The sequence below is a fragment of the Cupriavidus sp. D39 genome, assembly GCF_026627925.1.
Taxonomy (GTDB): domain Bacteria; phylum Pseudomonadota; class Gammaproteobacteria; order Burkholderiales; family Burkholderiaceae; genus Cupriavidus; species Cupriavidus ulmosensis.
In genome coordinates this window covers 769350-781635 of the sequence record NZ_JAPNLE010000007.1, presented here as the reverse complement: position 1 = coordinate 781635, position 12286 = coordinate 769350, and the positions used below count along the sequence as shown (strand labels likewise).

Annotated in this window: 10 protein-coding genes and 5 pseudogenes; 10 read left to right on the top strand and 5 right to left on the bottom strand. The window is 60.7% G+C overall.

What is annotated here, in order from left to right; genetic code table 11:
* Nucleotides 1-163 precede the first annotated feature (163 nt).
* The 10 genes and pseudogenes from OMK73_RS10920 to OMK73_RS10875 all read left to right on the top strand — a co-directional run.
* A complete protein-coding gene (locus OMK73_RS10920) occupies nucleotides 164-898 on the top strand; it encodes an SDR family oxidoreductase (RefSeq protein ID WP_267602028.1) in 735 nt (244 codons plus the stop codon).
* Between the two features lie 171 nt (nucleotides 899-1069).
* Nucleotides 1070-2253: pseudogene (locus OMK73_RS10915) on the top strand (acetyl-CoA C-acyltransferase).
* 97 nt (nucleotides 2254-2350) lie between these two features.
* Nucleotides 2351-2560: a hypothetical protein gene (locus tag OMK73_RS10910; RefSeq protein WP_267602027.1), complete on the top strand. Its 210-nt coding sequence runs from the start codon at nucleotides 2351-2353 to the stop codon at nucleotides 2558-2560.
* 129 nt (nucleotides 2561-2689) lie between these two features.
* A complete protein-coding gene (locus OMK73_RS10905) occupies nucleotides 2690-3313 on the top strand; it encodes a 2-hydroxychromene-2-carboxylate isomerase (RefSeq protein ID WP_267602026.1) in 624 nt (207 codons plus the stop codon).
* 151 nt (nucleotides 3314-3464) lie between these two features.
* The gene (locus tag OMK73_RS10900; RefSeq protein ID WP_267602025.1) at nucleotides 3465-4583 is read left to right on the top strand and encodes a Re/Si-specific NAD(P)(+) transhydrogenase subunit alpha; all 1119 of its coding nucleotides are present in this window, start codon (nucleotides 3465-3467) and stop codon (nucleotides 4581-4583) included.
* A gap of 10 nt (nucleotides 4584-4593) precedes the next feature.
* On the top strand, nucleotides 4594-4950 hold the full coding sequence (locus tag OMK73_RS10895) for an NAD(P) transhydrogenase subunit alpha (protein ID WP_267602024.1): 357 nt from the start codon (nucleotides 4594-4596) through the stop codon (nucleotides 4948-4950).
* On the top strand, nucleotides 4947-6416 hold the full coding sequence (locus tag OMK73_RS10890) for an NAD(P)(+) transhydrogenase (Re/Si-specific) subunit beta (RefSeq protein WP_267602023.1): 1470 nt from the start codon (nucleotides 4947-4949) through the stop codon (nucleotides 6414-6416). Before OMK73_RS10895 ends, OMK73_RS10890 begins: the two co-directional genes overlap by 4 nt.
* Before the next feature lie 462 nt (nucleotides 6417-6878).
* Nucleotides 6879-7289, top strand: a complete 411-nt coding sequence (locus tag OMK73_RS10885) for an enoyl-CoA hydratase-related protein (RefSeq protein WP_267602022.1) — start codon at nucleotides 6879-6881, stop codon at nucleotides 7287-7289.
* Nucleotides 7290-7297: 8 nt separating this feature from the next.
* Nucleotides 7298-8845, top strand: a complete 1548-nt coding sequence (locus OMK73_RS10880; RefSeq protein WP_267602021.1) for an AMP-binding protein — start codon at nucleotides 7298-7300, stop codon at nucleotides 8843-8845.
* Nucleotides 8846-8852: 7 nt separating this feature from the next.
* Nucleotides 8853-9131 (top strand): annotated as a pseudogene (locus tag OMK73_RS10875) (IS110 family transposase); the annotation flags it as partial.
* On the opposite strand, the gene OMK73_RS10870 reads toward OMK73_RS10875, so the two are convergent.
* The 5 genes and pseudogenes from OMK73_RS10870 to OMK73_RS10850 all read right to left on the bottom strand — a co-directional run bounded on the left by OMK73_RS10870 (nucleotide 9103) and on the right by OMK73_RS10850 (nucleotide 12242).
* Nucleotides 9103-9342 carry a hypothetical protein gene (locus OMK73_RS10870; RefSeq protein ID WP_267602020.1) on the bottom strand — a complete coding sequence of 80 codons (240 nt, stop codon included), beginning with the start codon at nucleotides 9340-9342 and terminating at the stop codon, nucleotides 9103-9105. The pseudogene OMK73_RS10875 and the gene OMK73_RS10870 overlap by 29 nt on opposite strands.
* A 213-nt stretch (nucleotides 9343-9555) precedes the next feature.
* Nucleotides 9556-9761, bottom strand: a pseudogene (locus tag OMK73_RS10865) (glutamate--cysteine ligase); the annotation flags it as partial.
* Nucleotides 9762-9827: 66 nt separating this feature from the next.
* Nucleotides 9828-10413, bottom strand: a pseudogene (locus OMK73_RS39105) (2-hydroxychromene-2-carboxylate isomerase).
* Nucleotides 10414-10462: 49 nt separating this feature from the next.
* On the bottom strand, nucleotides 10463-11470 hold the full coding sequence (locus OMK73_RS10855; protein WP_267602019.1) for an NAD(P)H-dependent flavin oxidoreductase: 1008 nt from the start codon (nucleotides 11468-11470) through the stop codon (nucleotides 10463-10465).
* Nucleotides 11471-11506: 36 nt separating this feature from the next.
* Nucleotides 11507-12242, bottom strand: a pseudogene (locus OMK73_RS10850) (SDR family oxidoreductase).
* Nucleotides 12243-12286: the final 44 nt, after the last annotated feature.

The following is a 12286-nucleotide window of genomic DNA, read 5'->3' as shown; positions in this document are numbered from 1 at the left end:
TCTTCTTTCATCCTTACCATCCTCGCCACTTCGCGTGCCGCGCACAGCGTGCTCCTGAACTTTTTCGTTGTAGGTGCGTTAGGGTAAGTCGCCCTTGACTCCTGCACGGGGGTGAAGTACTCTTTCGTTACTAAACGATCGTTTGTTAATAAAGGAGACGGTGATGGATGTCAGAGAGCAGAGGGTCGCGCTCGTGATCGGAGCGGGGGACTCCACGGGTGGTGCAATCGCCAAGCGTTTCGCCGCGGAAGGCATGGTCGCTTGTGTGACGCGTCGTACAGCGGACAAGCTCCAACCGCTGGTTGACTCCATTCACGATGCCGGCGGAATCGCCTACGCGTTTGGCACGGACGCGCGCAAGGAGGAGGAGGTGGTCGCCCTCATCGACAAGATTGAGTCCGAGATCGGCCCAATTGACGTTCTCGTATTTAACATTGGCGCCAATGTGCCTTCTTCCATCCTTGAGGAGACAGCGCGAAAGTACTTCAAGATCTGGGAGATGGCCTGCTTTGCAGGATTTCTGAACGCAAGGGAAGTTGCCAAGCGCATGGTACAGCGTCAACGCGGCACGATTCTCTTTACCGGCGCTACTGCGGGTCTGCGAGGCAAGGAAAACTATGCCGCGTTTGCGGGTGCCAAGCATGCGCTTCGCGCGCTTGCGCAAAGCATGGCCCGCGAACTCGGCTCGAAGAACATCCATGTGGCCCATATTGTGGTGGACGGCGCGATCGACACTGACTTTATCCGCACCAATTTTCCGGATCGTTATGCATTGAAAGACCAGGATGGCATCCTGAATCCGGAGCATATCGCGCAGAACTACTGGTACCTTCATTCGCAACCACGCGACGCCTGGACCTTTGAACTCGACCTGCGTCCCTGGACTGAGACCTGGTAATCAAAACGTCTAACCAATGGGATAGAGACCGCTTCCGCACGATCGCAATGCCTTGCCATCCGAAGAAATTTTCCATTCCGTCTGTTGGTGGCCCAGCTTAGCGATGCGTCAGAGAGAGACGCGGTCATAGCGGGATGTCTACCCCGGTATTCACATCATCAAGAGGGCAGCATGAGGGAAGCAGTCATTGTCTCGACGGCACGGACCGGGATCGGTCGCGCCTATAAGGGTTCGCTGAACAACACAAAGTCGCCGACCCTCATGGGGCACGTCATATCGCATGCGGTTCAGCGTGCCGGAATCGCCGCGGAAGAGATTGAGGATGTAGTGATCGGTACCTCGATGCCGGGAGGCACGGCCGGCATGAACATTGGCCGTCTTGGCGCGCTAGCCGGCGGACTTCCGGTCAACGTCGCGGGTCAGTCCATCGACCGGCAATGCGCCTCTGGCTTGATGGCGATGGCCACCGCAGCAAAGCAAATCATTGTGGACGAGATGGACGTGGTGGTGGCAGGGGGCAAGAGAGCATCTCGTTGGTTCAGGACCGTTTTGTCGAATGGATGACGAGTGCGGCCGACACGGAATTGATTGAGCGGGTTCCACATGCCTATATGCCGATGCTGCAGACCGCTGAACTCGTCGCGGGGCGGTATGGCATTTCCCGAGAGGCGCAGGATGTTTACGCGGCGGAATCACAGCGCCGTACGGCGCTTGCCCAGGAGAGGGGCCGCTTTGCAGCCGAAATTGTACCCTTCCAAACCTCCATGGCGATCCAGGATAGGGAGACAGGGGAGATCAGTTTCCGTGACGTGCTACTGGACCGCGACGAAGGGAACCGTCCCGACACAACGGTGGAGGGGTTGGCAAAGCTCAGGACAGTCATCGACCGCGGCGTCGTCACCGGAGGAAACGCAAGTCAGCTTTCGGATGGTGCCTCGGCCTCGGTCCTGATGGATCGCCGCCTGGCCGAGCGGCGCGGATTGCAGCCTCTTGGCATCTACCGCGGCATCGCGGTGGCGGGCTGTGCGCCCGAGGAAATGGGTATTGGCCCGGTTTTTGCGGTCCCGAAACTCCTGGAGCGGCATGGGTTGAAGGTTAGCGATATCGGTCTGTGGGAACTGAATGAAGCGTTCGCGTGCCAGGTTCTTTACTGTCGCGATCGCCTTGGAATCGATCCGGACCGATTGAATGTGAATGGTGGCGGGATTTCCATCGGGCACCCGTATGGCATGACGGGTGCAAGGCTTGTGGGTCACGCCCTGATCGAGGGCAAACGCCGTGGAGAGAAATACGTTGTCGTCACGATGTGTGTCGGTGGTGGAATGGGGGCAGCGGGGCTGTTCGAGGTAGCGTAAATCGCCATTGGAACACGGTTTTCGGTCACCTCAGATCTATAACCGGTATCGCGGCGATTGCGATGCCACCATACAGAGGATCCAACCGGGGATAGCAATGAAAGACACGGCGTTTGGAAATGATGACGTTTCGCAGAAGGCAGCACAGATATTCTCCCTCTTTGTATTAAACGCTAATCTCGAACTGGCAGGTGTCATCACGGTAGCGGCGGAATCGGCAGACGATGCGCGAGGAAAATTCGAAGCTGCCCGATCTACTCACCAGCACTTGTTGTCGGTGAGTCCCGTACCTGGGCAGGCTGTATGACCGCGCTAGCAGAGCGTGGGCCGATTTCGACAGGGATCGTGGAGCATCCTTCGTCAGATCCGCAACAGGTAATCGGGCTTTGCTAAACGTTCCACCCAAATTTCACCACGTCATATATTAGGAGACACCATGAGCGGCGTACGAGTTCAGTTCCACTTTGATTTCGGCAGCCCGAATTCCTACCTTAGCCACAAAGTCATTCCGAGTATTGAGGCACGGCAGGACGTCCAGTTCGAATATATTCCGGTGCTTCTTGGGGGGCTGTTCAGGCTAACGGGGAATCGTTCTCCCGCGGAGGCTTTTGCGGGTATCAAGAACAAGCCGGAGTTTGGGCGTTTAGAGATCCAGCGCTTCATCACCAAGCACGGACTGACCGCCTATCGGGACAATCCATTTTGGCCCGTCAATACATTGCAGATCATGCGCGGGGCTGTGGCTGCCCAGAAGAACGGCACCTTTATGCCCTACGTAAATTCCGTGTTCGCAAACATGTGGGAGCAAGGTTTGAAGATGGATGATCCCGCCGTCATCTCGGCAGCCCTGGATGTCGCCGGTTTGGACGGAAAAGGCTTCGAAGCCCGCATTGCGGATCCCGAGGTCAAGCAGATCTTGCTGGCGAATACCCAGAACTCATTCGAACGCGGTGCGTTTGGCTCTCCGACCTTCTTTGTCGGCGACGGGATGTTTTTTGGGAAGGATCAGTTGCGGGATTTGGAGGAGGAGATTGAGAATGCGAAAGCACGACTAAGGTAAGCGAACCGTTGCCAACGGCGCCTCAAGATGGTGGGGAAGCGTGCACGCACGGTGAGCGACAACCATGGCTCTCAAGAGGGCAGCAAAATCTAGAATGGAAGGCTGGCCCCGCCGGGTACCACTCCAGGAACGAACATCATAAGGAGACGAGATGCAAATCGGTATCCCGCAGGAGACGCGGGCCGGCGAGACCCGTGTTGCCGCCACGCCCGAGACGGTCAAGAAATACGTCGCGCAAGGTCACGAAGTCATTGTCCAAGCGGGCGCCGGAGTCAGGGCAAGCCAGCCGGACTCGGCCTATGAGGCCGCGGGCGCCCGCATCGGCACCGCCGCGCAGGCACTCGGCGTCGAACTGGTGCTGAAGGTGCGCGCGCCGGACGAGGCCGAACTCGGCCAGATGAAGCCCGGTGCCACCCTGGTCGGCATGCTCAATCCCTTCGACGCCGAAAACAACGCGCGTATGGCTGCGGCCGGCATCGTCGCCTTCGCGCTCGAGGCGGCACCCCGCACCACGCGCGCGCAGAGCATGGACGTACTTTCGTCGCAGGCCAACATCGCCGGCTACAAGGCAGTGCTCGAAGCCGCCGACCACTACCAGCGCTTCATGCCGATGCTGATGACCGCGGCCGGCACCGTCAAGGCCGCGCGCTTGCTGATTCTCGGCGCCGGCGTTGCTGGCCTGCAGGCGATTGCCACGGCCAAGCGCCTGGGCGCGGTGATCGAGGCCTCCGACGTGCGCCCAGCGGTCAAGGAACAGATCGAGTCGCTCGGCGCCAAGTTCCTCGACGTGCCCTTCGAGACCGAGGAGGAGCGCGAGATCGCGCAGGGCGCGGGAGGCTATGCCCGCCCCATGCCGGCCGACTGGATGCGCCGCCAGGCGGAGCTGGTGCACCAGCGTGCCAGCCAAGCCGACATCGTGATCACCACCGCGCTGATTCCGGGCCGCCCGGCGCCGGTGTTGCTCAAGGAAGAGACCGTGATGGCGATGAAACCCGGCTCAGTGGTAGTCGACCTGGCCGCCGCGCAAGGCGGCAATTGCCCGCTGACGGTGGCCGACCAGGTGGTCGAGCGGCATGGCGTGGTGCTGGTTGGCCATACCAACCTAGCCAGCATGGTGGCGGCCGACGCCTCGGCGCTATACGCGCGCAACGTGCTCGACTTCCTTAAGCTCATCATCGACAAGGAAGGCAAGCTCTCCATCAACCTGGAAGACGACATTGTCGAGGCCTGCCTGATGACCCGGCGCGACAAGATGGCATTGGCCAGTTAAGGAGACATTAATGGAAATGGTGAACCACACGGTAATCAACCTGATCATCTTCGTGCTCGCGATCTATGTGGGCTACCACGTGGTCTGGACGGTCACGCCCGCTCTGCATACGCCTCTGATGGCCGTGACCAATGCAATCTCGGCCATCATCATCGTCGGCGCGATGCTGGCCGCAGGCCTTACCGAAGGCCCCACCGGCCGCATCATGGGCACGCTGGCCGTGGCGCTGGCCGCGGTCAATGTGTTCGGCGGATTCATGGTGACCCAGCGGATGCTGGAGATGTTCCGGAAGAAGGCACCCAAGGCTGCGCCGCAGGCTAGTACCAAGTCCGTGGCCGATGACCTTGTGGCGGAGGCGGCGCGATGAACTTTCTGTCCATGAACTCGGTAACGCTGTTTTACCTGTCCGCCTCGGTCTGCTTCATCCAGGCGCTCAAGGGCCTGTCGCACCCGGCCTCGGCCCGCAAGGGCAATGCTTTTGGTATGGCCGGCATGGCGATCGCCGCAGCGACCACCGTGGCGCTGATCGTCAAGCTCAAGCAGGAATTCCTTCCCGCCGGCGCTGGCCAGTCATCGGTCGGCACGGGCCTGGCGCTGATTCTCGGCGCGCTGGTGGTAGGCGGCGGCACCGGCGCCTACGTGGCGAAGAAGGTCGAGATGACCAAGATGCCTGAGCTGGTCGCGGCGATGCACTCGCTGATCGGCCTGGCGGCGGTGTTCATCGCGGTGGCGGCAGTCGCCGAGCCAGCGGCCTTCGGCATCAGCACGGCGGGCTCGCATGCGATCCCGATGGGCAACCGCGTCGAGCTGTTCATCGGCTGCTTCGTCGGTGCCATCACGTTCTCGGGCTCGGTGATCGCGTTCGGCAAGCTCGCCGGGCGCTACAAGTTCCGCCTGTTCCAAGGCGCGCCGGTGGTCTTCGCTGGCCAGCACATGCTGAACCTGGCGCTGGCCGTGGCGATGTTCGGCTTTGGCGTGGCGTTCTTCCTCACGCAGAACTGGCAGCCGTTCCTGCTGATGCTGGCGATCGCCTTCGTGCTCGGTGTCCTGATCATCATCCCGATCGGCGGCGCGGACATGCCGGTGGTGGTGTCGATGCTGAACTCGTACTCGGGCTGGGCGGCGGCCGGCATCGGCTTCTCCCTGAACAACCCGATGCTGATCATCGCCGGATCGCTGGTGGGATCGAGCGGTGCGATTCTGTCGTACATCATGTGCAAGGCCATGAACCGCTCGTTCTTCAACGTGATCCTGGGCGGCTTCGGCGGTGCGGCGACGGCCGCGGCCAGCGGCAGCGCCGAGCAGCGCAACGTCAAGTCGGGTTCGGCGGATGACGCGTCTTTCCTGATGAGCAATGCCGAGACGGTGGTCATCGTGCCGGGCTATGGCCTGGCGGTGGCGCGCGCCCAGCATGCGCTCAAGGAACTTACCGAGAAGCTGACGGAGCACGGCGTGACGGTAAAGTATGCGATCCATCCGGTGGCAGGCCGCATGCCGGGCCACATGAACGTGCTGTTGGCCGAGGCCGAAGTGCCTTACGACCAGGTGTTCGAGATGGAAGACATCAACAGCGAGTTCGGCCAGGCTGACGTGGTGCTGGTGCTGGGCGCCAACGACGTGGTTAACCCGGCGGCCAAGACCGACCCGAACTCTCCGATCGCCGGCATGCCGATCCTGGAGGCGTACAAGGCCAAGACCATCATCGTGAACAAACGCTCGATGGCGGCCGGCTACGCGGGCCTCGATAACGAGCTGTTCTACATGGACAAGACCATGATGGTATTCGGCGACGCCAAGAAGGTGGTCGAGGACATGGTCAAGGCCGCGGGATAGCCGCATGTGCTGACGGTCGACGAACCGGCCTCAGCCCGCCCAGGTGGCCGCCTCCTTCGATTGCGCCATGCCGTCAAGACGTAGCGGCAGGGCTCGATGTGGTGCTGCTCGAACATCGGCGCAGCCGCCATCCAGAAAGGACTGGCTACGGTGAGCAGCACCCTCGACCGCCTGGTCAATAGTGGCAAAGCGAGTGAGGCCGAGCCCGCATGGATGGCTCGGTATCCATCGTGCAATACCCATCGTCGCCTATAACGGGCTGGCGACCTTCTCAAGTCGATGCAAATCGGCGCGGTGTTTAGGAGACCGCAATGAAGCACATAGAAGCTTGTAGCAGACCGTGGCGTCATGCTCATTGGCCTTAACAGACCAGACCGGAAGAATGCCATCACTTTCGATAGGCACGGAACCCTTGCTGAGTCAATCAGAGACGCAGGCAGGCGCGGCGAAGTTCGCGCTGTGGTGATACACGACAGCGAAGAAGCATTCACGAGCGGAAATGACGATGCCTCAGAGGCAACATCGAGCTTGGGACTTTGCCCGGAGTTCGGGTCAAGTCAATTGCCGCCGAACAACGTCGGGACGCCTAAGGCGACTGAGTTGCTTCTGCTTGGCGAGCCCTGCACCGCGCAAGACGAGGCTGAATGCGGCCTGATCGACATTCTCGCGGGAACAGCGTTAGAGCACACGATGGACCCTGGCGCGATTCGGGCAATGCGTTCCCTCATTCGCAGAAGTGAAGATGAGGGAAAGCTCGATCCTATCGACCTCAAACTGCCAGAGTTTTCCATCCGTCTCAGGTCCGCCGAACGCAAGAATGCTTTCGCGGCCTTTTTCGAGCGTCGTGCGCCTGGCTTCCCCCTTTTCTCTTGAGAGGCGACATGGCGCATCCATCGCACTACGCGCAGACCATGCCTAAGAAGATTGCGGCGGTCTTCATACCTGGCGGGCGCGAAATCACGTATTTCCAACTGGAAGAGGGGGCCAATCGGGTTGCCAATCTTCTCCGCAGTGCCGGGATAAAGACCGGAGACGCTGTGCTCTTCTGCGTCGAGAATTGCCCCGAGTTCCTGTATCTGGGATGGGGGTGTCAGCGCGCTGGCGTCGTTTTTACGCCGGCGTCAACCAAGTTAAGCGCCGACGACCTGCGCTATATCGCGCGCGATTGTGGAGCGCGCGCTGTGTTCGTTTCAGTGGCCGCCGTCAACAGCGCGGGTCTCTTAGCGGCCGATTTTGGTTCCGCAGCATGTTTCGCCCTTGGGGGCGATATTCCCGGTTTTGAGCGATTCGAGGACGCGCTTGGTGCGTGCCCAGTGACATCAATCCATGATCCCGCTCGTGGCAGGGAGATGATGTACTCGTCCGGGACGACCGGGCGGCCAAAAGGTGTGCGCAAGCCGATTCCTCCCATATCGTTCCGTGACATGGACCCGCGCGATGCTTCGTTTGCCAGCAAGCCGGGCGTCGATACGTCCATGGTCCATCTCTGTACATCACCTCTGTATCATGCCGCGCCGCACCGAAACGTCTCGGCGACCCTGGCGCTCGGCGGTACCGCTGTGGTCATGGAGCACTTTGATGCAGTTCAGGCTCTCCATGCCATGGAAAAATTCCGGGTTACCCACAGCTTATGGGTTCCGACGATGTTCCATCGATTGCTGCGCCTTGACCCAGGCATGCGCATGCAGTTTGACCTTTCCAGTCATCGCTTAGCGATGCACGGCGCCGCACCTTGCCCCATTCATATCAAAGAGGCAATGATCGAATGGTGGGGGCCGATCCTGGAGGAATATTACGCGGGAACAGAAGGGATCGGCGCCTGTGCGATCAATGCGCTTGAATGGCTCGCTCACAAGGGGTCAGTGGGTCGTGCCGTCGAGGGAATCGTTCATATCCTTGCCGACGATGAGAACGAAGTGGCTTCTGGCTCGACAGGAACGGTGTACTTTGAGTCGGACGCCAGGTTTGCCTACTGGAACGATACCGACAAAACTGCGGCGAGCCGAAGCAAACAGGGGTGGTGGACCTACGGTGATATAGGCCATCTCGACGAAGAGGGATACTTATACCTCTCGGACCGCCGCGATTTCACGATCATATCCGGCGGCGTGAACATCTATCCACAAGAGATAGAGAACATTCTCGTAACAGATGATCGCGTGCTCGACGTGGCTGTCTTCGGCCTGCCCGATGACGAGTACGGGGAAGCGGTACACGCAGTGGTTCAGGTCGAGCGGCAACCGGGCACCCCTCACGCGTTAGCTGAGGAGTTGAGAGCCCTTTGCCGCAGCAAGCTCGGTCCGGTACGGGTTCCGCGGTCCTTCTCGTTTGTACTCGATTTTCCGCGCCTGCCCACGGGAAAGCTTCAGAAGAAGCTGCTGCGGGACACATTAATTCGCTCGATGAAACCTTCGTCCGTGGGCATTTGAGCCGCATATCACCAAGACCGGCAACAGCTACGCAAGGAAGCTGCTCGTCGAGGCAGTCTTGAGCTACCCGCACCCCGGCACGCGTGAGCCTCGAGATCCAGCGTCGGCACGAAGGCATCCCGAAGGCCATCATCGATCGCGCAGGGACGCGCAGCTGCGGCTATGTCGCCGCTATCGCAAGCTGGCAGCGCGCGGCAAGAGCAGGAACATCGCGGTAGTCGCGTTGGCGCGCGAGCTGGCCGCGCTCATCTGGAACATCAGCCATGTCGTTGGCCGTGCCGCGAGAGGCGTGCACGGTGTAACACAGCGCTTCGACAACTCAGGCACTGTGGCTGCAACTGCAACGGCGAGAGATAGTGCTGGCGAAAGAATTCGAACGGCACGTCGTCGGACGCTTCGAGCCGCGCCTGCTCGCGAAGCGATGCCTCGGCGAGCCCGTGGAAGAGCGCGGAGTCGGTATCGGACCAGGCAAGCTGAGCAGGCACGTTGATTCGCATCGCTGCGCGAGCGGGTGCAATCCAGGTGCGAACCGCTGAACTCGGCAGACATGGCCGTCAGAGCGCGGGCTGACGCTGGGTGCGGACGTCCCCGAGACCCTCTCGCGCTTTCACCACCAGTTTGTCTACCGCGCGATGGGAGACGAGATGTTCTGGAGGGCGAGCATGCCCTGCGGCCTGCCGTCCGATGAGGCTATTCCGATCGCGCGCTACGGCTCGTCGAACGAACTCGACCTGCGACTCGCTGAAGTCTGTGGTGATGCAAGCGTGTGTCAAGGCCGAGCCCAGCGCCACCGATGAGGCGTCACGGAAAGGCTGCCGGCGCGACGCACACGCAGCGACTCTTTCTCGACGCCACGCCGGATGCCCGTCAGCCGGTCGGTCGAAAACGCATTAAGTCGGTCTTGAATCGCTAGGATGGGAGTTTGCCACGGGAAGCCTGGATGCCGGGTCAGAGCCGGGCCGCCGGAGACGGCCGGATCAATTCACAGAGGCTTGCCTTGCAGCGCGTGACAGACCCATTCGAGGCGGTCTTGGCCGAAGAACATATGCTCGCCGACGAAAGTGGTCGGGGCGCCGAACACACCACGCTTGACGGCCTCTTCCGTCGTCGAGCGCAGTTGCGACTTCACCTCGGCATCGACCCACAACGCATGGAAGACGCTGCGCAGGAAATCCTGGAACCGGTCGGGCATTCTCATCTGTACGCCGGTGGCGGTTCGCATTAGCGTGAGCTCGATGCGCTGAACCTCAACCGGCCCCAGCTTGTCGCCAAAACGCCGGTCGACGCTGGGTTCGACGTCGAGGCGATCCTGGCACTCACCAACGTGTTGCACTGATAGGGAACGCCGTAAGCCTTGCGTGCCGGGCGTAATCGATGTTGGTGTATGCGCCCTTGGCCGGAATTGTCGCGGGCGAGGCATTGCCAATGGCCTGGAATACGCCGCCGAGCAATATGGGCTTGTAGACAAGCGTGCCACCGGTTTCTTCGCAGATCGTCGGCAATTGCGTCCATGCGAGGTACGATGCCGGACTGCCGAGGTCGAAATAGAACTCCGCGGTCTTGGACATGAGTTTTCTTCTGAGTCTAATGGATTTCCGATGTGTACGTCGAGTTTCCTCAGGCGGCAACGCTTTCCTCGGGCATCTGTTCGGACCCGAGAATCCGGGCGAGGCGCTGCCCGATCAGGTGGCTGGCATCCGCCATGATGCGATCGATGAGCTCGCGTACGCTCGGAATGTCGTCGATGAGGCCGGCGACCATCCCGCAACTCCAGGCCCCTGCATCCATCTCACCGTCGAGCATCACTTTCGGATAGACGCCTGCGACCTGCTCAAGGATGTCGGAGATCTGGATCTGCTCACCCTTGTCGCGCTCGATTTCCAGGATCTTCTCGACGCCAGCGTTCTTCAGCACACGCTCCGTGTTGCGCAATGGGCGCATCACGAGTCGCGTGTCGAGCTCGGTGGCCGCGACGATGGCGCGCTTCACGTTCTCGTGAACAGGCGCTTCCTTGGTCGCCACGAATCGCGTGCCCATGTTGATGCCGTCGGCGCCGAGGGCGAGGGCGGCCACCAGGCTACGGGCGTCGGCCATACCGCCGGAAGCCACAAACGGGATCTTGAGCTCATTGGCGGCTCGAGGCAGCAGGATCATGTTCGGGATATCATCCTCGCCGGGATGGCCACCGCACTCGAAGCCGTCCACGCTCACCGCATCACACCCGATCCTCTCGGCCTTCAGAGCATGCCGGACTGACGTACACTTGTGAATCACCTTAACTCCGGCCGCCTTCATCGCCGGCATGTATTCCTCAGGGCTGCGCCCTGCTGTTTCGACGATGCGCACGCCTCCCTCCACGATCGCCTGGATGTACTCGGGATAGGGCGGGGCGGAAAAAGTCGGCAGGAATGTGAGGTTGACGCCGAAAGGCTGGTCCGTCATCTCGCGACATCTGGCGATCTCCTTCGCCAGCAGTTCTGGTGTGCGCTGCGTCAGCGCGGTGATGACGCCCAGCCCGCCGGCGTTCGAGACTGCGGCCGCCAGATCGGCCAGGCCAACGAAGTGCATACCGCCTTGCACGATGGGGTGTCGAATGCCGAACAGCTCGGTGATCCGTGTCTTCATGGGATTGAGTCATATTGGTTGTGGAGTGGGTCCGTCTCAGAAGCGTCCCATGTAGGGCCTGAGATCGAGTTCGTGGGTCCAGGCATCACGCGGCTGCGTGTGCAGGTACCAGTAGTTGTCCGCGATTTGCTCGGGATTGAGGATGCCGTCCTGTTCTTTGAGCGCATAGCGCTGGGGGAAATTGTTGCGGATGAATTCGGTGTCGATGGCTCCGTCGACGACAACATGGGCCACGTGGATGTTCTTCGGACCCAGTTCGCGAGCCATGCTTTGAGCCAGCGCGCGCAGCGCATGCTTGGCACCTGCAAAGGCGGCGAAGTTGGCGGAGCCGCGAATGCCGGCCGTCGCGCCGGTGAACAGGATTGTGCCGCGGCCGCGTGCCACCATTCTGCGAGCCACTTCGCGGCCGTTCAAGAAGCCCGAGAAACACGCCATCTCCCAGATCTTGAAGTACTTGCGCCCGGTCTCTTCCAGGATGCTGCACGGCACATTTGGCGCCGATGTTGAACACGAGCACCTCGATGGGACCGATCTCCGACTCGATCTTCTCGATGAGTGCGACAACTTCTTCTTCCTTGCGGGCATGGGAACCAAAGCCGTGGGCCTTGCCTTCCTGGTCGCGGATCTTTTCGAGCAGCGGCGTAAGCTTCTCGGCATCGCGGCGGGTGGCGCAGACAACGAACCCTTCACGAGCAAACCGGCATGCGATGGCTCCGCCGGTCGAATCACCTGCGCCGATGACCAGCGCGACTTTCAGGCTAGTGGGTTCCATGAACTCCCTTTCCTTTGATAAACGATCGTTATGTAAAAGTACGT

Excerpts from the sequence above, each read along its gene's own strand:
- OMK73_RS10920 (WP_267602028.1), top strand. The coding sequence starts at position 164 with ATGGATGTCAGAGAGCAGAGGGTCGCGCTCGTGATCGGAGCGGGGGAC.
- OMK73_RS10910 (WP_267602027.1), top strand. The coding sequence starts at position 2,351 with ATGAAAGACACGGCGTTTGGAAATGATGACGTTTCGCAGAAGGCAGCA.
- OMK73_RS10905 (WP_267602026.1), top strand. The coding sequence starts at position 2,690 with ATGAGCGGCGTACGAGTTCAGTTCCACTTTGATTTCGGCAGCCCGAAT.
- OMK73_RS10900 (WP_267602025.1), top strand. The coding sequence starts at position 3,465 with ATGCAAATCGGTATCCCGCAGGAGACGCGGGCCGGCGAGACCCGTGTT.
- OMK73_RS10895 (WP_267602024.1), top strand. The coding sequence starts at position 4,594 with ATGGAAATGGTGAACCACACGGTAATCAACCTGATCATCTTCGTGCTC.
- OMK73_RS10890 (WP_267602023.1), top strand. The coding sequence starts at position 4,947 with ATGAACTTTCTGTCCATGAACTCGGTAACGCTGTTTTACCTGTCCGCC.
- OMK73_RS10880 (WP_267602021.1), top strand. The coding sequence starts at position 7,298 with ATGGCGCATCCATCGCACTACGCGCAGACCATGCCTAAGAAGATTGCG.
- OMK73_RS10870 (WP_267602020.1), bottom strand. The coding sequence starts at position 9,342 with ATGCGAATCAACGTGCCTGCTCAGCTTGCCTGGTCCGATACCGACTCC.
- OMK73_RS10855 (WP_267602019.1), bottom strand. The coding sequence starts at position 11,470 with ATGAAGACACGGATCACCGAGCTGTTCGGCATTCGACACCCCATCGTG.